At 47.9% G+C, this 20,642-nt stretch carries 18 protein-coding genes, 1 tRNA gene and 1 pseudogene; 16 read left to right on the forward strand and 4 right to left on the reverse strand.

The annotated features are described in order from the left end of the window. The first annotated feature begins 1 nt into the window (after position 1). The 3 genes from Q0171_RS00205 to Q0171_RS00215 all read left to right on the forward strand — a co-directional run bounded on the left by Q0171_RS00205 (position 2) and on the right by Q0171_RS00215 (position 2,869). Positions 2-1,327, forward strand: coding sequence for a nucleotide sugar dehydrogenase (locus Q0171_RS00205; protein ID WP_299325505.1), 1,326 nt, complete (start codon positions 2-4; stop codon positions 1,325-1,327). A gap of 40 nt (positions 1,328-1,367) precedes the next feature. Further along, positions 1,368-1,442, forward strand: a tRNA-Asn gene (locus Q0171_RS00210). Positions 1,443-1,561: 119 nt separating this feature from the next. Next, a complete protein-coding gene (locus Q0171_RS00215; RefSeq protein WP_299325507.1) occupies positions 1,562-2,869 on the forward strand; it encodes an FAD-dependent oxidoreductase in 1,308 nt (435 codons plus the stop codon). Between the two features lie 32 nt (positions 2,870-2,901). Here Q0171_RS00215 and tsaD read toward each other — a convergent pair whose 3' ends face one another. After that, positions 2,902-4,071, reverse strand: a complete 1,170-nt coding sequence (gene tsaD / locus Q0171_RS00220; protein ID WP_299325870.1) for a tRNA (adenosine(37)-N6)-threonylcarbamoyltransferase complex transferase subunit TsaD — start codon at positions 4,069-4,071, stop codon at positions 2,902-2,904. A 217-nt stretch (positions 4,072-4,288) separates the two neighbouring features. On the opposite strand from tsaD, the gene Q0171_RS00225 reads away from it, so the two are divergent. From Q0171_RS00225 to Q0171_RS00235, 3 genes are all read left to right on the forward strand, one after another. Then, positions 4,289-4,846 carry a YceI family protein gene (locus Q0171_RS00225; protein ID WP_299325509.1) on the forward strand — a complete coding sequence of 186 codons (558 nt, stop codon included), beginning with the start codon at positions 4,289-4,291 and terminating at the stop codon, positions 4,844-4,846. 144 nt (positions 4,847-4,990) lie between these two features. Continuing rightward, positions 4,991-5,212: a hypothetical protein gene (locus Q0171_RS00230; protein ID WP_299325511.1), complete on the forward strand. Its 222-nt coding sequence runs from the start codon at positions 4,991-4,993 to the stop codon at positions 5,210-5,212. A gap of 110 nt (positions 5,213-5,322) precedes the next feature. Beyond that, entirely contained in the window at positions 5,323-7,245 is a 1,923-nt protein-coding gene (locus Q0171_RS00235) for a hypothetical protein (RefSeq protein WP_299325513.1), read from the forward strand. Positions 7,246-7,253: 8 nt separating this feature from the next. Here the strand turns inward: Q0171_RS00235 and Q0171_RS00240 are convergent, their stop codons facing one another. Both Q0171_RS00240 and Q0171_RS00245 read right to left on the reverse strand, forming a co-directional pair. Continuing rightward, a complete protein-coding gene (locus Q0171_RS00240) occupies positions 7,254-7,838 on the reverse strand; it encodes a YigZ family protein (protein ID WP_299325515.1) in 585 nt (194 codons plus the stop codon). Positions 7,839-7,857: 19 nt separating this feature from the next. Continuing rightward, positions 7,858-9,774, reverse strand: a complete 1,917-nt coding sequence (locus Q0171_RS00245) for a menaquinone biosynthesis decarboxylase (RefSeq protein WP_299325516.1) — start codon at positions 9,772-9,774, stop codon at positions 7,858-7,860. Positions 9,775-9,950: 176 nt separating this feature from the next. Here Q0171_RS00245 and Q0171_RS00250 point away from each other — a divergent pair, with 176 nt between their 5' ends. Further along, positions 9,951-11,126 (forward strand): lytic transglycosylase domain-containing protein, encoded by a 1,176-nt coding sequence (locus Q0171_RS00250; RefSeq protein WP_299325519.1) that lies wholly within the window; start codon positions 9,951-9,953, stop codon positions 11,124-11,126. Between the two features lie 328 nt (positions 11,127-11,454). Further along, positions 11,455-12,150: pseudogene (locus tag Q0171_RS00255) on the forward strand (septal ring lytic transglycosylase RlpA family protein); the annotation flags it as partial. Positions 12,151-12,230: 80 nt separating this feature from the next. Here the strand turns inward: Q0171_RS00255 and Q0171_RS00260 are convergent. Beyond that, on the reverse strand, positions 12,231-12,368 hold the full coding sequence (locus tag Q0171_RS00260; RefSeq protein ID WP_299325521.1) for a hypothetical protein: 138 nt from the start codon (positions 12,366-12,368) through the stop codon (positions 12,231-12,233). A 215-nt stretch (positions 12,369-12,583) separates the two neighbouring features. On the opposite strand from Q0171_RS00260, the gene Q0171_RS00265 reads away from it, so the two are divergent. From Q0171_RS00265 to Q0171_RS00300, 8 genes are all read left to right on the forward strand, one after another. Further along, the gene (locus Q0171_RS00265; protein ID WP_299325523.1) at positions 12,584-12,799 is read left to right on the forward strand and encodes a hypothetical protein; all 216 of its coding nucleotides are present in this window, start codon (positions 12,584-12,586) and stop codon (positions 12,797-12,799) included. A 72-nt stretch (positions 12,800-12,871) separates the two neighbouring features. After that, positions 12,872-13,744: a sugar-transfer associated ATP-grasp domain-containing protein gene (locus Q0171_RS00270; RefSeq protein ID WP_299325525.1), complete on the forward strand. Its 873-nt coding sequence runs from the start codon at positions 12,872-12,874 to the stop codon at positions 13,742-13,744. Positions 13,745-13,750: 6 nt separating this feature from the next. After that, positions 13,751-14,836: a histidinol-phosphate transaminase gene (locus Q0171_RS00275; protein WP_299325527.1), complete on the forward strand. Its 1,086-nt coding sequence runs from the start codon at positions 13,751-13,753 to the stop codon at positions 14,834-14,836. Continuing rightward, on the forward strand, positions 14,833-15,522 hold the full coding sequence (locus Q0171_RS00280) for an HAD-IB family hydrolase (RefSeq protein WP_299325528.1): 690 nt from the start codon (positions 14,833-14,835) through the stop codon (positions 15,520-15,522). Before Q0171_RS00275 ends, Q0171_RS00280 begins: the two co-directional genes overlap by 4 nt. Before the next feature lie 126 nt (positions 15,523-15,648). Then, entirely contained in the window at positions 15,649-16,902 is a 1,254-nt protein-coding gene (gene ilvA, locus Q0171_RS00285; protein WP_299325529.1) for a threonine ammonia-lyase, read from the forward strand. Then, a complete protein-coding gene (locus Q0171_RS00290; RefSeq protein WP_299325530.1) occupies positions 16,874-18,223 on the forward strand; it encodes a hypothetical protein in 1,350 nt (449 codons plus the stop codon). The genes ilvA and Q0171_RS00290 overlap by 29 nt, the downstream gene beginning before the upstream one ends. Beyond that, positions 18,207-18,902 carry a hypothetical protein gene (locus Q0171_RS00295; RefSeq protein ID WP_299325532.1) on the forward strand — a complete coding sequence of 232 codons (696 nt, stop codon included), beginning with the start codon at positions 18,207-18,209 and terminating at the stop codon, positions 18,900-18,902. The genes Q0171_RS00290 and Q0171_RS00295 overlap by 17 nt, the downstream gene beginning before the upstream one ends. 75 nt (positions 18,903-18,977) lie before the next feature. Then, positions 18,978-20,624, forward strand: a complete 1,647-nt coding sequence (locus Q0171_RS00300) for a mechanosensitive ion channel domain-containing protein (RefSeq protein WP_299325534.1) — start codon at positions 18,978-18,980, stop codon at positions 20,622-20,624. The last annotated feature ends 18 nt before the right edge of the window (positions 20,625-20,642 follow it).

Here is a 20,642-nt window from a genome sequence, read left to right on the forward strand (position 1 = left end):
CATGCAAGCCCCACCGCTACAAAACACCCCCCTAGAATCTAGCACTATCGCTATCATCGGGCTTGGCTATGTGGGGCTGGGGCTCTCACTCGAGCTTGGCAAGCGTTATGCTACGCTTGGCTATGATAGTGATTTGACTCGTGTGCGCGAGCTAGAATCCAGCTATGATAGCAGGGGCGAGTGCGAGAGGCAAGCGTTTGCCAAAGCCTTGAAGCTGCGCTTCGTATGCAATCCCAGTGAGCTAAAGCAGGCGCAAATCTACATCATCGCCGTGCCAACACCTATCACGCATGACAAGCTCCCTGATCTCTCCTATCTCCAATCTGCATGTGCGCTCGTGGGCGCACTGCTAGATCCTGGAGATATCGTGGTGTTTGAATCCACCACCTACCCCACCTGCACGCGCACATTCTGCGCGCCCCTACTAGAATCCGCCAGCGATTTGGTGCTCAATCGTGGATTCTACCTAGGATACTCGCCAGAGCGCATAAACCCAAGCGACAAAGCCCACACACTAAGTCAAGTGCGCAAAATCACTTCAGGCTCAAACGACAAAAGCGCAGCACTCATCGACAAACTCTATGCGAGCATTATCCCTGCTGGCACACACCTGGTCTCAAGTATCGAGGTCGCCGAAGCGTGCAAAGCCCTAGAAAATGCCCAGCGCGATGTGAATATCGCACTTATGAATGAAGCATATATGCTTTTTGACACATTGGGGCTGGATATGGGCGAGATTTTGCGCGCTGCTAGCACAAAGTGGAATTTCCTGCCATTTCACCCGGGACTTGTGGGCGGGCATTGTATCAGTGTCGATCCCTACTACCTCGCGCATATCGCGCAGCAATGTGGCTGTGAAAGTGGGCTCATCACCGCTGCGCGCGTGGTGAATGAAAGCATGGCAGCATTTCTAGCACATAAAATCGCCAAATCCCTAGCCAAGCAGGGGATCGCTGTGCTGGGGAGTCGCGTGCTGATTGTGGGATTTGCTTTCAAAAAAGACTGCCGCGATGTGCGCAATACTAAAGCCCCACTGCTGTGCGCAGAGCTAGAGGCACTAGGGGCGCGCGTGGAGGTGCTAGACTCACTGGTGGATAGAGAGCTTGTGCGCAAAAGCTATGGGAGAGAGATTTTGCATGCGCAGGATTTAGTGGGGGATTATGGGGATTTGGAGGCACAATCCGTTGTAGATTCTTTAGATTCTGGCGGGCGCTATGACGCGGTGTTTGTCAATATCCTGCACACCTGCGATAGCATGCTTGATCTACGCGCACTATGCAAGCGCAATGGCGTATTTCTCTCCATAAATGAAATAAGCCCATATTAAGCTAAAATCTCCTAAAATGCGCGTTCTGCTTTTGACTCATTCCGGATTAGCTCAGCGGTAGAGTAGGCGGCTGTTAACCGCTTGGTCGCAGGTTCGAATCCTGCATCCGGAGCCACTTCTTTTCACACTATCTATCTATAACATTTCTAAGCATAATCCCCATAAAACAAAATAAAGCACGCCAGCGTTACAATACGCCAAACATTATTTATAAACGCACTTTAAAGGACTTACATGCAGCCCCAAACCTCTAAGCCCACAATCCTCCTGCTTGGCGCGGGATATGCCAATATCGCACTCCTAAAGTCCCTGCCCAAATCCACCTACACCCACGCGCATTTCACGCTTATCACAGATTCTAGTGCGTATTGCGAGAGTGTGCTGCTGCACGAGGTGGCTAGCGGATATCGCGGCAGCGAGATTCTCCACCCGCTTACAGCTATTCTCTCCAGCATACCAAGCCTTGAGATTATCCAAGATCGCGTGCAAACAATCTGCGCACATGAAAAGCGTGTCCTATGTGCCAATGGCAGCTATGACTATGACACACTTATCGTGGGGCTAGGGTTTCGTAGCGATAGCTTTGGGATTGCTGGGGTGGAAAAGCATGCACTCCCACTTACAAGCTTCACCCAAGCGCGTGCGATTTATGAGCGCATTTGTGAAAATCTTAATCACTATGCGCGCACGCAAGATACTGCGTATCTGCGAATTGTCGTGTGTGGTGGGGGGTTTAGCGGCTGTGAGCTAGTCGCCACTCTCGCCCAAGAGCTCCCAAAGCTCGCTCGCCAAAGAGGCATACAAGAGCCTTTTGAGCTTATATGTGTCGAAGCGCTGCCAAATGTGCTGCCAATGTTTAGCAAAACACTCGCGCAAAAAGGGCGTGCATACCTAGAAAAACTAGGCGTGATTGTGCGCTCATCGTGCAGGATTCTAGCGTGTGAGGAGGGCGGGATTATCGTGCAGGACTCCAGTAGCCCACAAGCGCAAAATCTAGAATCCACCAGCCAAAACTCTGGCGCGGACTTGGAGGGCGGAAATAGCAGTGAAAAAATCACTTCATTTTGCGTGATATGGACTGCGGGAGTGCAGGGCAGCGAAGTCATGGCACATTCCTTTGGCACACCCAAATCGCGCGTGCAAACCACCCCCTATCTCCACCCTAAATCCTTAGAATCAGCACTTAAACAAAGTCCAGAATCTAAAATCTCCTGCCAGAGTGCGCCCATCGATACAGAATCGATATTTATCCTTGGGGATTGCTCTGCTTTACTTGATCCAGACTCAAATCGCTTCTACCCGCCCACCGCGCAAATGGCTATCGCGCAAGGACGCTATGTCGCTGGGGTTTTAGCAAGCAAGCTTGCTGGCTCTACAAGCGCGCCAGCACCATTTACCTACGCACCACAAGGCACGATCTGCTCGCTTGGCTCGCGCTATGGTGTGGGGCTGCTTGGCGCTAGCTTTCAAATTTCAGGGGTAGCTGCCATAGCTATAAAACGCGCGAGTGAATGGCGCTGGCGCTTTAAGCTAAAGCACTAGAATCTAGCGCGCTTGTGCTATGAAGCTTGACTTTAGGCTTGGGGTGCGAGCCTAAGCGCTTGAGTAGTGCTACGCGGGCTAATCTCCTGACTCACCACATCGACAAATCGCCCAGCCTCCCACTCCGCAATCCCAGCACGCCCAATCATTGCCGCATTATCCGCGCAAAACTCCAGCGGTGCTAGGTGGAGCTTTGCACCAAATCGATCACAAAGCTCCTGCACTCGCGAGCGCAGAGCGGCATTGCTGCTTGCTCCACCCACGATTGCAAAATCGCCAATGACCCTACCGCAATCGCGCGATGTTTTGAAATAGCGCTCGACTTGGTGGGCGATATGCCTAATGGCAGCCTCCTGGAAGCTCGCGCAAATGTAGGATTTGCATTCTTGGCTAAGTGCGCTTGGATCACTCGGCATGGCTGGATTGTGTTGAGTGTTTTTAGGGGTAGATTCTAGGCGAGATTGTGCGATTGTCGATTCTATAAGCAGTCGCGCAGCATTTTTAAGCCCAGAGAAGCTAAAACCTACCCTATCTCTAAGTGGCAGCGGGAAAGCATGTAGCCCAGAATCTCTGCGGTGTGTATGAGAAATGTTTGCACCAGAATCTATCGCGCTAGATTCTGCCATACAATCCATATACGACTTGGCATAGGATTCGATGATTGGTCCGCCTGGATAGCCAAGCCCTAGCATTTTAGCCACTTTGTCAAAGCTCTCGCCAAAGCTATCATCAAGGCTTTGAGCGATGATGACAAAATCTTGCTCGCCCCTAGCCTCTATAATCTGTGTATGCCCGCCAGAAACTAGCAGCACACTCATGGGAAAAATCGCGCGTGGCTTATTGATAAAAAGTGAGTAAAAATGCCCAATAAGGTGATTTACACTAATAAGCGGGATACGCAGGCTAAGACATAAGAGCTTTGCCATCATAAGACCTTCGATAAGACTCACAGAGAGCCCAGGCTCGGTGGTGAGCGCCACACCACGCACACAAGAGAATCCACCCAGCACATCGCGGAGCTTTTCTAAAATCTCTGGGAGACTTTTGGCGTGTAGTCTTGAGGCGATTTCTGGGACGACCCCGCCATAGTAGCTGTGTGCAGTGTCTTGGGAGATTTTGTGATGGAAAATGAGCCGCCTAGAGTCAATCTCTGTAATCGCAATCGAGCTGTCATCGCAGCTGCTCTCTATGCTTAGTAGCATGGATATCCTTACTCGTAAAATACGCGCATTATACCCAATCCCGCTCACGCGCGGTGGCGCGGTGTTGGTAGGCTGGTGGTGATTTTGGCGCATTGCTTTGGTATTAACATTTGCGCGATAGAATCTAGCTCGCCCACCTGAATCACAACTAGACTTAAAAAGATCTAGCACACGCATTCTAGGGAGATCGGGCATAAATCTCCACAAAGGACATAGCATGAGAAAGCTCTTGTTTGTTAGCTCCGCACTAGCCCTAGCCCTATCATTTAGCACTGCGACTCCGTATAATATCGATGATACGCACTCTGCGGTGAATTTTCAAGTTACGCACATGATGATTAGCGATGTCGATGGCGCGTTTAACAAATTTAGCGGCAAAATCGATTTTGACGAAAAGAGCAAAGCCCTAAAGGTGCTTGAAGGGGAAGTCGAAATCGCTTCAATCGATACCAAAAACGACAATCGCGACAAACACCTAAATGCGCCTGACTTCTTCGACTCTGCGAAATTCCCTAAAGCCACGCTTGTGATGAAATCACTCAAAGGCTCCAAACTTACCGCAGATGTAACAATCCGTGGTGTAACAAAAGAAGTGGTCTTTGACTTTTCGGTAAAAGGTCCTATCGAGCACCCGATGAACAAAAAACAAATGATAGCCCTAAAGCTTGAAGGCAAGCTCAACCGCAAAGACTTTGGGATTGGCATGGATACAAAAGACGCGCTCGTAAGCGATATAATCGCCCTTAGAATCCAGCTCGAAGCCCACGCGCAGTAAGCGCAAGCCTAGCTCAAGCTAGGCGCAATCTCCTATCCTTTCTTCACCTAGTCTCCTTTCCTTAGAGTCCGCTTTGCTTATTTGCTTATCATGTTTGCGCTGGTATAATGCGCGGCTTGTGCAAACTGATAATCAAGGAATGCCATGAATACGCGGATACAATCAATGCTATGGATATGGATTATATGGAGTGTGCTTTGCGCTGGGGTGAGTGTGGTGATTTTTGGGCTTAATCAATATGCCAAATCCCACACTTGGCGCGCAGATTTTACATATCTAGCAAGTGCGCAGAATTCCCCCCCCCCCCCATATTGGGCGATTGTGCCACCACGAGCAATCTTCTCTCGCAGTATTGTTATAGACTGAAGCTATATTTTCCTAGCAATATTTTTCGCGCACAAAAAGACATCACACTTCTAGCTGATAAAGAAACGCTCGAGCTACACACTTCCCCTGCTCTATCGCAAGATTCCATCATGCAAATCAAACACGCTCTTTTATTTGACAAAAATCGAATCCTTCTCACCACAGACACAATACTCGATGAAATAACAGGAAGCATAACTTACACCATAGAAATGCATCTCTACAAAAAGATTTTTGTCATTTGGCTACTCATAAGCGTGATTATCATCGTGTGGCGCGCTGGTTCTCTTTACTACCATAAAATCCAATCTTTGGCTACTAAGTGCTTAGTGCATGTGGATATCCCCCATGCACCTTTTGTAGAATCTAACTCCTATGCCACCTCCAGCAATCACATGCAAGCAGATTCTACTAGGAGTGCCAAACTTATTTTTCTGCTCTGCTTTGGTATTTTTGTCATAGGCTTTGGACTGCGTTTTGGCTATATGCTGCAAAAAGTTGATTTACATGGCGATGAAGCATGGTCGATAGCAATCACATCAAACTCTCACCGATGCCTTTGGGGTGGGACATGCAAAGATGGTGTATGGTATGGCAAAGAAGCTAAAGAGCGAGAATTTTGGCACGATAAAAGTTTTTCAAATGCGCTTGCTGATATTGCAAATCTCTATCTCACAAACAACGGCGATAGTCATTCGCATGCTGATCTTTACTATATCCTTTTGCGGCTATGGCATATTGGTGTGCAAACTGGGGATTTAGACTGGATAATCCAGCGCGCTGTGGGGCTCAATCTCTTTGTATTCTACCCGCTGGCGTGTTTGTTTGCGTTTTTGCTTGGGAGAAGGCTCTTTGGCACTAGCTATGCGCTCGTAGCATTTCTCGCGCTGGCAATGCTTAATGGCGCAAGCATTTCTACTACTATGCTCATGCGGGAATATGCCTTGCAGCAGTGCATGTTTTTGGGATTTGCGTGGATTATGGTGCGGCTGTATTGTAAGGAGTCTTTGACAAAAGTCGATTATGTCTTGGGCGCGATTATCACTGCTTGTTTGCTGCTTAGTGGATATTTCACGATTCTCTTTGTCGCGGTGGCTTTTGGGGTGATGTGGTTTCTCTCATCAGGACGCGATGTAAAGCATAGTAGGCAAGTAAGCAGAGCAAAATCGCTTGCAAAAATCGCCATACTTAGTCTCATCTGCACCTTTGCGCTCTATCCTATATACCACAAAGGGTTTTTAGGTGGGCATGCACAGAGCGCTGCAGATAAAATAGGCGACTCGCTGCAAAATTTCCTAGAGTCCATACATGTGTATGGGCAAATTTTGCTACAAGATATTTTTACCCCACTACTACTATGCGCTATGGCTCTAGCAGCGATCTGGATTGTCATACAAACTCGAGCAAATAAAGCAAATTTAGCACAAACAGGGCTTGGGTATTTCTCCAGTAGGGAATGTTTCCTAGCATTTGGTCTTGGCATACTTGCGCTTGGCTTTGGCGCGGTGGTGATGTATCTAGCTCCGTGGAAGATTCTGCGCTTTGTTATGGCTGTTTTTCCTTTAGTGAGTTTGCTCATCGTGCTGCCATTTGTGCCGCTACTAGAGCGCAAAAATCTATGGGCAAAAGGTGTTTTGCTGCTGTTTGGACTAAGCTTAGCACTCTATCATAATGTGGGCTTTTTGCGCTACCCACATTATGAGAATTTCTCTTCAGAGCCAATCTACCAAATGGAACCAATACTCTCTAAAGAGCTTAGCGATAACTACACAATCCCCACGATTTACAATCATGCAGATGGCTATTTGGCTACTAGGGCAATCCCATATTTTCATGATTTACGCTTGTATCATTTTGTTATGGATTCTAGGCAGGCTCTAGAGAGAGTTCGAGCATTTGATGAGTGCTTTTTTATCACACGACTACCACTAGAGACTATCCAGGAGTATTTAGGTAATGCGTATAAAGTGCATTTTACGCAGCGAGCTTTCGCTATCATGCGCTACCACATTACCAAAACCACAAAGCACTAGAATCTAACTTATAGAAGCCCTTGTAGCTCTGCGAGCTGGGCGCTTTGTGCGCGAAGTGTGAGCTGCACACCATGAGCAAGAAACTCCCGCGCGCAAATCTCTACACCAAGCCTTTTGGCATGATACTCCACTCCGCGTAGCGCAGCGTATCCCACCATGATTTGCATAGATTCTAGTAGGCAAAATGGCACGATATGCTCTTGCATAGATTCTAGCGCAAGCTGCGCAGCCCTAGTGTAAGCGCGCACCAGCCCACCCACACCAAGCAGCGTTCCACCAAAATACCGCACCACGATCACCGCACAATCCACCAGCTCCGCCCCACGAAGCACATTGAGCACAGGCACACCAGAGCTGCCTTTAGGCTCGCCATCATCGCTACCACGCTCTAGAATCTGCCCCTCCCTATACGCGCGAAACGCATAGACAAAATGCACTGCCTTTGGGTGCATGGATTTTAGCGCTTCAAGGCTAGGCTCAAACGCCGCCAATGGCACAAGCACACTTAAAAATTTCGAGCCTTTGCACTCATACATATCCAAACCCCTAGAATCCAGCACCTCATCGCTAAAACTAGATTCCAGGGTTTTCATAAAGCGCAATCCCTAGAATCTAGCGCGCGTTAGATTCTGGTGTGGTAGGGCTGTGGCAGATATGAAAGTCATGCAACATTTGCTCACTAATCTCAAAGCCCTTTTCCCGCAGCGCTTGGATAACCTCTGGGCTACAATCTGTCTCCATAGGCCAAGCGCGCGGGTGCGTAGCAGATTCAAGCTTATCTCTAGCATCGATGAAAACCTGCTCGCCCAGCACACGCACATCGCGCTTAGCATCGATATTATTCACAACGCGCCACACAAGCATATAGGGATTATCAAGGTCATTTTTCTGCACATCGACAAACACCCCAATCCGCAGGCAATCCGCTAACACACCCCATACCTCCACATCATCAAGCAGCCTAGAATCCGCTCCCTCCACACCAATAACTGCTATTGGCGTAGCGCACTGCATGCCATACTGGCGCACCAGTGTAACCCGCACGCCCACCGCTCTGGAATCCAGCGCATTGCGTATAGCTACTAGAAGCGCTTCATCGCTGATGGGCTGGAGTTGTATGTGCGAGTCTTTAGGGTTTTGAAGTTTTTTAGACTCTTGCCCTTGCGTATGAGAATCTAGCGGTGCAGTCGCATCAAGCCCTAATTTCCCACCATAGGCATATTCTGGGCTTGCATGATCAAGCGCATCACACACGCCTTCGCTAATGAGAATCCTACGAGTAGAAAAGCGATTTAGAATATAGCACAAGAGATTTGGATAGTCTGTGAGCTCTGGTGCGTCCTCTCCCACAAAAATCGCATGCTTTACAAAGCTCATCTGCCCCACACCCCAAAACGCGTGCATAATCTGCTTGGCATGCCCTGGGTATTGCGGCGCGATTTTAGCAAGGATTAGGTTATGAAACACGCCATTTTCTGGCATATTGTAGTCTAGTAGCCCATGCGCACTAGTTTGGAGTAGCGGGAGAAATACTCGCTCGGTTAGATATCCCATGTATTTATCTTCGAGAGGGGGTTTGCCCACCACGGTAGCTGGGTAAATCGGGCGGGGTTTGTGCGTAATGGCAGTGATCTCTAGCACAGGATAAGGCTCGATAGGCGTATAGAATCCCGTATGATCGCCAAATGGTCCCTCATCAAGCATTTTGCTCGTATCTACAAAGCCCTCGATGATGATATCCACATCTGCTGGCACGCTTATGGGGTTGGTAAGGCAGCGCACAAGTCTTGGGCGTTTGCGCTTGATAAGCCCATAGAGCATGAGCTCATAGATTCCATGCGGAAGCGGGGCTTGCCCGCACCATGTGTAGAGCGGATCACCGCCTAGAGCTATGGTTACAGGCATTTTCTGCCCTGCTTTTTTATACTCGTGAAAAAAATGTGTAGAATCTTTATGGATCTGCCAGTGCAGCCCTAGCGTGGATTTGCCATGAACTTGGAGGCGATAGAGACCTAGATTTTTACGCTTGCCATCAAGGCTTTGGGTATAAACCTGCCCCATGGTGATAAATGGCGCGCTATCATGCTTCCATGTGGTAAGAATTGGCAGCTTATAGAGATCGATATTATCCCCCATATAGCGCACTGCCTGCGCGCTAGAGTGTCGCACAAGCTTTGGCAGAGTAAAGCGGAGAATCGAGTAGCGCTTAAGCGCAGAGAGCATGGCTTTGAAGCCTTTTGGGGGAGCGAGATTGAGCAGGGATTTTATCAGTGCAGCGATTGACTCTGGTGGCTGGGTGGCAATAAGCTCTGTGCGCTTAAATGAGCCAAACACATTCATAAACACAGGGATATCAAACTCCACGCCCCTTGCCCTATCCACAGGCTTGGTAAAGAGCAAGGCTTTGCCACCGCCTGGCTTTTTGACTTCAAGGTAGGCTAGGTGGGGGATCTCTAGGTGGATATCAAGCGGTGTATCGATAATTTTTAGCTCATCATGCTGTGTGAATAATTCTATTGTTTTTTCCATATTCTCTCCAAAACATCTCCAAGCTCTTAGCGTGATATGCGAGTGAGCGCGCATTATAGTATCTTTTATCTTATTTATCATAATCTGCTACAATGCGCGGCTTTATCACAAAGAGTGGATCAAGATTGCATAAACTCGCAAGCAAACTACCTTAAGAATCTATATTAGGAGTATTTGTGCGCTGTAAGACACAAAATCTATACCACAAATTCTACGAAAGCTTTCATAAAAGCTATAAGGCTTGCCATGAGAGCCTAAATAGCTGGCTGAAGCTCCCCCTAGTCTGTGTAGCACTCATCACTAGCCAAGTGAGTGCAGGAGGATTTATCCCCGATAAATACGCTACCTCCACACTAAATTCCCTAGGTGTTGGCACGGAGTTTTTGCACTCTCTCCAGTCTAATGTCCTTCTCCAATCCGCAAGCACCGATACGCGCTGGGTGCGGTTTGTAGATCAGTTTGACTCTAGCTATGAGTTTATCCCAATCATTCGCTCCATGATCGCGCAATCAGGAATCCCGCAGGAGTTTTTGTTCCTAGCGATGGCAGAATCTGGATTCTCCTCTAGGGCATATAGCAAAAAGCGCGCGGTGGGAATTTGGCAGTTCATGCCATATACTGCAAAGGATCTTGGACTTGTGATCAACGACTATGTCGATGAGCGTCGCGACCCTATCAAAAGCACGCGCGCCGCGATTAAGTATCTGCAGTTTCTCTACAACTCCACAGGACAGTGGTATCTAGCAGCCATGGCATATAACTGCGGGCTAGGGCGACTCAAAAAGGCAATTGAACGCGCGCAATCCAGCGAGCTAGAAGTGCTACTTGATGAGCAAGCCAAATATCTCCCAGCCGAGACGCGCCAATATATCCGCACGATTTTAAGCATGTCTTTAGCCTTTAGCAATGCGCCAAAAATGCAAGCCCTCGATCGTGAATACCTGCTAAATCGCGGGGCATTTGACACACTAGCCCAAGTGCAGGTAAAAGGCGGCACGCTGCTAGCGAGTATCGCAGCAGCAGCTGGCATGAGTTTAGAAGACATCAAAAAATACAATCGCCATTTCACCTACAATTTTCTCCCCCAATCCAGCAAGGAATACGCTATCTATATCCCCTATGATAAGCTTGCCTATTTCAAGCAAAATTTCGATCCAAACGCACTGCCTACCTCCAAATTCGTCTTCCACAAAGTCAAACAAGGCGAGAGCCTAGCCTCAATCGCCAAAAAATACGGCATAAGCGTGCAGGAACTCAAGCTTAGTAACAATTTCTCGAGCAAGCAAGTGATTTTTGCAAATCAAAAGCTTGTGATTCCACTGCTCGTGCCACAAAAAATCGCGCAAAACTAGCATGATCTCCCCTACGAGCGCGCGCACATTTTTCTCTAGCTTTTTTATATCATGTAGCGCGCTTGTGGTATGTGTAGCACTGGGCTTAAGTGGCTGCGCAAACGAGAGCGTATATCGCGGTGGGATTGGCGCGTTTAAAGACTACGACTCGCTCGATCTCTATCGCTCCACAGGCTCACATACGCCAAACTATACCAACCAAGCCTTTGGTGGCGATGTCTTCGCACTAGGACATCTTGGCAAAAGTAGCTCGGGCACTTCGGGTGGGTTTAGCGCCAATAATGCTCCGGCAGATAGCTTTAGCGGGAACGATGGCTCACTGCTAGCAGGCATGCGAGAGAGTGAGGCGATCCAGCGTGCTACCATGCGCCCCTATCAAATCGCTGGGAAGTGGTATTACCCCACGCAAGTCAAAGTGGGTAAGACTTTTGATGGCATTGCTAGCTGGTATGGTCCAAATTTCCACGCCAAAGCCACTTCAAATGGCGAGACATACAACATGCACGCCCACACAGCAGCTAGCAAAACTCTGCCGATGAATACGATTGTAAAAGTGTTCAACAAAGATAATGGCAAGACGACGATTGTGCGCATAAATGATCGCGGTCCTTTTGTCGATGGGCGCATTATCGATCTCTCCAACGCCGCAGCAAAAGACATAGATATGGTGCAAAAAGGCACAGCAAAGGTGCGGATAGAAGTCATAGGCTTTGGCGGCAAGGTCGATAAACACTACCAAAACTCGCTTAGTATCTCAAGCGAAGCGATTCAAGATGAGTTTGAAACCAGCGATGATGAAAATCTCGTCGTCTCTGGTGGCTCTTTCTCACTGCAGCTAGGCGTGTTTAAGCAAAAAAGCGGCGCAGAATCTGTGCAGCAAAAATACAGCGACACAAACTACAACGCCACAATCAAAGAGCAAGATGGCTTGTATCGGGTATTTCTACAAGGATTTCAAAGTGAAGAAGAAGCCCAAGATTTTGCCAAATCCCACAATCTAAGTCCCGTCATCGTGCGCGACTAGCGATTAGACCCTACCACTACAAGCCAAACACCACAGCCTAAGCCCCAGAATCTAGCAAGCAGATTCCAGCGCCCTAGATTCTAGTAGCACCCATAGCACGCTGACTTTACATAATCTACACGCCACAATCCCCCAAGCCACGCTCTCCCTAGCCCGCTCCAGCCCTCCGCATAGCAAGCCCTCGCGGCATTTCCGCCTAGCTCCTTTAGCTTTCGCATATCGCTACTCTCCCTATTTTTATTTGTCCTTATCTTTTGTCTTTTTGGCAGTGCGAAGCACTGCGACTTTTAATAAATATTTAAGGGGGGGGGGGATAGAATGCGAGCCGCATCTCGCCTAGCCCCCATACACCACATACAGGGCTATGTCCAAGACTTGTCATAGAATCTAGGCACAAGAGAGCACAAGCGTCACTCCAGACTAGGACATCACTATGAGTATTCTTGCCTCCACCTATCGCACATTTCTCAAGCCTCTCCGCGCACGCTACACAAGAGCCCAAGCCATGCGCTATTTCCTTGCCAAAACTCAAAGCTACAAATCGCTCCACAACCCACTAAAGCCCTTGCCCCAGGAAGCCAAAGAAGCCTGCCTAGACTTTTGGAGTCGCTATCTCCCAGCCTCTCGACTCTCTCATACGCTTGATTAGCATACGATTATCTACAATAGCAATCGATTCTGCCCTACACATCATGCCTATTTAGATAATGCTTTCTACTACATGCAGATTCTCCCAGCGCTCAATGCCAAAGGCTATGTAGAAGCCCTTGCGGACAAAAACTACGCGGACTTACTTTTCACGCCATTCAATCGCCCAAAAAGCATTGCCAAGTGTATCAATGGCGCGTATTTCGTGCAAGAGTATAGCTCGCTAGAAACTCCCAAAACCGCCCGCATAGATTCTGCAAGCCCTCGCAGCCTGCGAGCAATCAGCAAGCGCGAGCTAATAAGCCTGGTGCGAGACTCTGGGGAATGCGTGATCAAGCCCACCAAATCAAACGAAACAGGCTCTGGCAAAGGCGTAGCGCTTATAGAATCTAGCGCGAAAGAGAGCGAGCTAGAAGCGCTGCTCACAAGCTACAAAAGCGATTTTATCATTCAGGAGAAAATCTCCCAGTCAAAGTGGCTATCAGCCCTAAACCCCACAAGTATCAACACCTTTCGCATAGTGAGCCTGCTCTGGGAGGGGCGCGTGGAGATTCTCTCTGCTACGCTGCTCGTAGGCGAGGAGGGGCTCACATCAAATGGCGGGCATTTCCGCATAGGGATTGATCTAGCACAAGGCTGCTTGCGAGACTTTATTATCCGTGGCAAAGGCGAGCACATAGACTCCCTGCCAAACGCCACCAAAGAGTCGCGCAATCTCCCTATCCCAAATCTCCAAAAGCTCCTAGATATGGCAAAAGACATGCACTCGCTCCTACCGCATTTCAGGCTCATAGGCTGGGATTTCACGCTGGATTCTAGCGATGAGCCTATGTTTATCGAGCTAAATCCAGATGTGCCAAGCTGCGAAATCCCAGAGCAGACAAACGAACCGCTTTTCAAAAATCATGAAGAAATCATCACGCTAGCAAGCACATATCGCCCATAGCCACCCATGCAGCCAAATAACTTTATCCAAACACTTAAGCCCTATATCCCAATCGCACATAAAATCTGGGAAATCCAAGACCAAGGTAATATTATAAAACTTGATTGGAATGAATCCACCCTACCCCCATCGCCAAAAGTATTCTCCGCTCTCCAGCATGCACTACAAAACGACAAGCTACACTGGTATCCAAACACAAAAAACCAAAAACTACTCAATCTACTAAGCACATATACAGAGCTTCCCAATGAGTGTATAGAGATTTTTGCAAGTAGTGATTGCGTGCATGAATTTATCTTGCAGGTTTTTGGCACAGCAGGAGAAAGCGTGTGTATTATCGCGCCAACTTACGATAACTTCCGCTCAAGCGCGCAGGGACGAGGGCTAGAAACAATGTTTTTCTACACAGATGAAAGCGGACATATCAACTGGGAGACACTAGATAGCTTCCTAGAATCCAACCAGCCAAATATGCTCTATCTCTGCAATCCAAACAACCCCACTGGCACGCTGCATGACATAGCTTCACTACAAACACTCATTAGCAGGTATGTCAATACGCTATTTATCATCGATGAAGCATATTATGAATTTTGCGGAATTAGCATAGCCAAAAGAGCGCAAAACACAGAAAATCTCATTGTTACGCGCACATTTTCAAAAGCATTTGGGCTGGCATCATTTCGCATAGGATACTGCCTAAGCACACCACAAAACATCGCAGCACTCAATCGCTTACGCAACCCAAAAAATATTCCGCATTTCTCACAAATTGCCGCTATCGCCGCACTAGAGGATATTGCATATATGCAAGCGTATGTGAAAGAAGTGCTAGAAGCTAGAGGAGAATTTTTAAAGGCGTTGGATTCTATGCAAGGCTTTAGAGCTTATCGCTCACAGGCAAATTTTATCTTTTTGCAATGCGAAAAAGTCGATGAATTATGTGTATTCCTAGAATCCAATAATATTTTTATCCGCAACTATACACATATCCTACCAAACCATTGCCGCATAAGTATTGGCACAAAAGAGCAAATGCAAGAAGTAGCAAAATCTTTGCAAATTTTCTGCAAGCAGGACATGCCAAAATGAGTGCGCCTAAAAACATATTGGCAATTTTTGATTTTTGCGAAACGCTGGTAGATTTCCAAAGTGCAGCAAGATACTTGGAGCTTGTAGCAGAATCTAGGGGCTATAACACCAGACCATACAGAATCCAAAACAAGCTCCAGCACAGAATGAAAAGTATTGCTCGCAGGCTTTTCCCCAAAGCATGTGCAAGATATTGCCAAAGCGTGCGCTACGAAGCCTTACGCGGATTTGAAACCCAAAAAGCACAAGATACTGCTAGAGAATTTTTTATCAATGAGCTTTTGCCGCATATAAATACACCTATCATCGAGCGTGTGCGGTGGCATGGAGAGCAGGGGCATACGCTTGTCATTGTCTCTGGAGGATTTGAGATATATATCAAACTTTTTGCGGAACATTTTAAAATCCCACATGTTGTAGCCATTAAACTAGAATCTAACAATGGTCTTCTAAGTGGTGAAATATCAGGACTCCATACTATGGAGCATAGAAAGCTCTATGCACTGGATTCTGCCCTAGATTTAAGCCAATATGACCTTGCGCGCTCTTATGCGTATAGCGACTGCCCTAGCGATATCCCCCTGCTCTCTCTTGTGGGCAATCCCCACGCCGTAGAAAGCAGCCAAGACATGCAATGGGCGAGAATCCTAGGCTACACCATAATCCCCGCCAAGCCTCAAAGCTAGATTCTGCGCTGGCAGAATCTACTTGCGCACTAGAATCCAAGTTTAAGCTTACTTGACTACAATTAGCACTTTGCAACACTCCTGTAACAAGCAGAATCCACCAGCCCAAGAATCTAAAGAGACATCATGCTAGCACTTGAAGACATCATGCGCGCCAAACTTCGCCTAGAGCCCATCATCGAGCATATCCCACTCTCCTACGCACCCAAACTCTCTAAAATCCTAGACGCCCACATCTATCTTAAAAAAGAAAATCTCCAGCGCACAGGCGCATTCAAAATCCGTGGCGCGTTTAACAAAATCGCTCTCATGCAAGAGCGCGCAAACAATCAAACGCAAAAACCACCACAAGACAACGCAAAAAACCATGCCCCCACAGGCGTCATCGCCGCAAGTGCCGGGAATCACGCCCAAGGCGTAGCCTACGCGGCGCAGTATTTCGCACTCCCTGCCATCATCACCATGCCAGAATCCACCCCACTTCTCAAAGTCCAAGCGACCAAAGAGCTTGGCGCTGAAGTGGTGCTAAGTGGCGATAACTACGATGAATCTTACGCCAAAGCCTGCGAAATTGCCAAAAAGCGGGGGCTGGAGTTTATCCACCCATTTGCCGATGAAGCAGTCATGGCAGGACAGGGGACAATCGGGCTAGAGATGATCGCCGAGCAGGAGCTGGATTTTGTGCTTGTGCCAATTGGTGGAGGTGGGCTCATCAGCGGGATCGCCTCTGCCTACCGCGCCCTAAGCCCCCACACCAAAATCATCGGCATAACCGCCAAAGGCGCACCCGCGATGAGAGAGAGCTTCGCTAGCGGCAAGATCAAAAATGCCGCCGTCGTGCGCACCATAGCCGACGGGATTGCCGTGCGCGATGTCAATCCCCTACCTTTCTCCTATATCCAAGAGGGTGTAGATGAGATTTTGCAAGTCGATGATGAAGAAATCGCCTCTGCTATCCTCTACCTCCTAGAGAATCAAAAGCTCATCGTCGAGGGGGCTGGCGCTGTGGGCGTCGCTGCACTCTTGCACAAGAAACTCACACTGCCAAAGAGCGCGCGCGTGGGCGTGGTGCTAAGTGGCGGGAATATCGATGTAACTATGCTCAATCTCATTATCCAAAAGGGCTTGGTGAAAACCATGCGCAAATTCCAATTCCAAGTGCTGCTCGTGGATAAACCAGGCGCCCTGCAAACACTAAGCGATTTATTTGTAAAAGCTGGGGCGAACATCGTGCAAATCGACTATGACAGGACAAGCACCAATCTCGCCTATGGCGATGCGTATGTCATCATCTCGCTAGAAACCAAAGGGGCAGAGCATAAGCAATCAATCTGCCAGAGCCTGCTCGATCATGGCTATGACTTCAAAGAGATTTTTTAGATTCTTACCAGAGCTTGGGCGGAAGCTTCCGCCAGATATTCTTGCACGCGCGAGAATCGAGCTAAAAATCTGGCTCAACAAGCACGCAGGCACGATGAGCCCCAGGCGGTTTGATGTTATCGATTTTGGCGTGATAGCAATCATGCTAATAAGCCTTGGCGCACTGCTGTTTATGATAAGCGAGATTTCCATTAGCTACAAAGAAATCACCAAGCTCTATGGTAGTGATTTGTGGCTTTTTGCGTGGCTGCGGGTGTGTTTGGAGATTTTTGGCGTGGGTGATTATAGCCTGCGTGGCAGCTTGCTACTCACGCATGCAATCAACATGTGGCTTATGTATGCCATAGGCAGAATCTACCTAAGAAAAAAGCGCGACTGCCTACTGCTAATCCTCCTCTACGCACTGCTTCCGGGTGTCAATATCTCTGCGATTTTGCTCTATGAGAGTGTATTTATCATCTTTGGCTTCTTGCTTGTTTGCTATTTGCAGCTGCGATTTAAGCGTATCCCTTATGTGCTGCTTATTGCTATTGGGCTGCTTGATTTGGCGTTTTGCACGCTCTTTATCGCACTAGGCATTCACGCCCTGCACAAACGCAACAACACCGCGCTCATCACCGCACTGCTAGGCTTTGGCATAAATATGTTTCTCTACTCAAGCTCTATCCATGGCGTGCCACAAGCGTATTTTCTCGATGAGCTTGGTGCTATGGCAATGCTTTTCTCCCCGCTAGTATTTCTCTACTATATCTATACACTCTATGCAGCTCTCGCTCGGCGCAAGGACTACTCACTCCTAGTGCTTGTGAGTATAAGCGGGATTATATTCTCTCTACTACTCTCCCTACGCCAAGACATCGACATTGCCAAATTCGCGCCTGCATGTGTCGTAGGGCTGCCTGCACTTGTGTATGGATTCTACAACGACATGCGCTCGCGCCTTAGAATCTATCGCACGCGTTTTAAGGTGCGTATGGCAGTGATTTTTAGTGTGCTATGTGTCGAGGTGTTTTGCCTGTTTGGAAATAAATTTGTCTATCTCTTTTCCCTAGAGCCAAACTACGCGCGCTCCTACTATGTGGCAAAAGATCTCGCCCATGAGCTTAGTAGCAGAGGTGTGAAAAATCTAAAAATCCAAGATAGCACGCTAGCGCTACGGCTGGGATTCTATGGGATTGGCGCTGGAAGCGGGGCATGCTTATATACGCTAGATTCTAGCAGCCCCAAATCCACAAAATCCAAAGACATCATAGAAGTCCGCTACCTAGGCAAGCTCATCGCGCGCTATAAGCTAGTGAGAAATAATGCGTGCCGCATTTAGCGCACTAGAGCTGATTCTCTCTGTCATGCTGCTTGGCATAGTTGTGAGCTTCGCACTGCCTAAGCATACTTCACTCCATAAAGCCGCGCAGCTCACCCTAGCCTACATTCGCTATACCCAGCACCTTGCTCTCAATGACTCGCTTGACTTTGCTACGCTTAGACAGACACGCACACTCACCAAGAGCCACCCATCAATCGACCCAAACAAACTGCTAGATTCTAGCCGCAATCTCTGGCAAATCCAATTCCACCAAAGCGGAATCTACACGCTAAATAGCTTTAGTGTGTTTTTTGACACGCCTAGATTCTCACCCACCACCGATAGAGACAATCAGCCCCAGCCTGGCGACATCATCGCACGAAATGGCGCAAACATGCGCTGTCTCACAGGATATAGCAATGTCAATGCACCCATTGAATGCCGCAACAACGGCGAAATCCTCGTGCGACTCCATGAGCGCTTCGCTATTGATAGTATCGAGCTGATGAGCGAAAATGCCTGCCAAGAAATGGGCACATTTCGCATAGGGTTTAATCACCTAGGCGAGCCATTTTGCCAGAAAATGCCGCGCGCACTGCAAGGAAACATGCAAATCCTCTTGCGTAAAGGCAAGGAGAGCAAATCTATCTGTATCCTGCCCCATAGTGGCTATGCGTTTATCGCGTCTCAATGCTAGGCGACAAGAGTGGATTTTGCTATAATACCGCTCAATCCCACCACCCACAAAGGCTTGCATGTGCATGCAATATCGATGAAAATACTATCTCTGCTCTTTTCTCTATTGCTAGTGCCACTATCTCTGCTCCACGCTGCACCAGAATCTAGCTTGCCAATCCACTCCACCCAGGCACCAAGTATCGCGCTTATGGATCAAAAGCAAATACAAGATGAGCTTAAATCTATTGACGCCACACTTGCCAAAAGCAATAACCCATGGCTCAAGCGATACACAGACTATGCCAGCTACAATCGTATCATGCGCCAAATGCACACACTCCAAGATGAAGTGCTCCATATTGATGCAAACGATTTGCGCACGCTCAATGAAAAGCGCCTTGCCATAGAGACACTCGAGCGCCAGCTCGATATGCTAAAAGAAGCCAAAAGCGATCCTTTCAAAGACCTTATCCAGCGTCCAGAGATCACCGAAATCCCCACGATCACAAACCCCATAGCCATCATTGGCGGAATCTCTTTTCTAAACACCCTCCAATCCACCAAAGCGCAATTCACCAGCAACAAAGAAAGCCTAGAGAGCCTTCTTGCACTCATAGAGCGCAAATATTCTCTCCTAGATAGCTTGCACAAGCTCGATAAATCTCCCCAAATCACAAAAGAACTCTCTCTTGCCCAAAGCGAGCTACTAGAATTTCAAAGCGCATATAACATCATCTCTACAAGCATTGATATCTACACCAAGCGCTATGATGAAGTCTATATCCAAATCTCAAACGCAATCAAAAAGCAGACCCTAAAGCTCATCTACATTATCATCGCTATCCTTATAAGCATTGGAATCGCGCTTGGGCTAAAGCTCCTTATCAAGCGCTATATCGCCGATAATGAGCGCGCCTACACCACAAACAAAGTCATCAATTTTTTCAATATCACTATTATCATTTTGATTTTGCTCTTTGCGTATTTGGAGAATGTTACCTATCTCGTCGCAGTGCTGGGCTTTGCATCTGCTGGGCTTGCGATTGCGATGAAAGATTTGTTTATGAGTATTTTGGGCTGGTTTGTCATCATGCTAGGCGGGAGTGTCCATGTGGGCGATCGCGTGCGCGTGCAAAAAGATGGCTCTATCTATATTGGCGATGTGCTAGACATCTCGCTACTGCGTATCACTATCTATGAAGATGTAACGCTCACAAGCTTTACAGACAACCGCCGCGCTGGGCGGATAATCTTTATCCCAAATAATTTTGTCTTCACAATGATGATTGCCAACTATACACATGGAGGAATGCAGACGGTGTGGGACGGGATTGACTTTTGTATCACATTTGATTCCAATGCACAAAAAGCCCTGCAAATCGCCCAAAGTGTCGCGACAAAATATGCTCGTGGCTACACACAAATCACCAAAAAGCAGCTACGCAAAATGCGCGATCGCTACTCGCTTAAAAACGCCAATGTCGATCCGCGTGTGTATAGCTTCATCGTGCCAAATGGGATTACGATTTCTGTGTGGTATCAAACAAACGCCTATGCCACGCTCACTCTACGCTCGCAAATCTCACTAGAAATTATGCGCTCCTTGCTCGCAGAGCCTGATATTTTCATCGCCTATGAGACGACGAAATTTATCCAAAGCCCGCACGATGGCTTTGCTAATAAACCCTATGAGCCTAGCTTGTCAAACCCAGCCCAGCCCCAAGATAGCCCAAGTCAATAAATCGCAGTGAGTTATGAT

Source organism: uncultured Helicobacter sp. (assembly GCF_937906905.1).
In the GTDB taxonomy this organism is placed as follows: Bacteria; Campylobacterota; Campylobacteria; order Campylobacterales; family Helicobacteraceae; genus Helicobacter_B.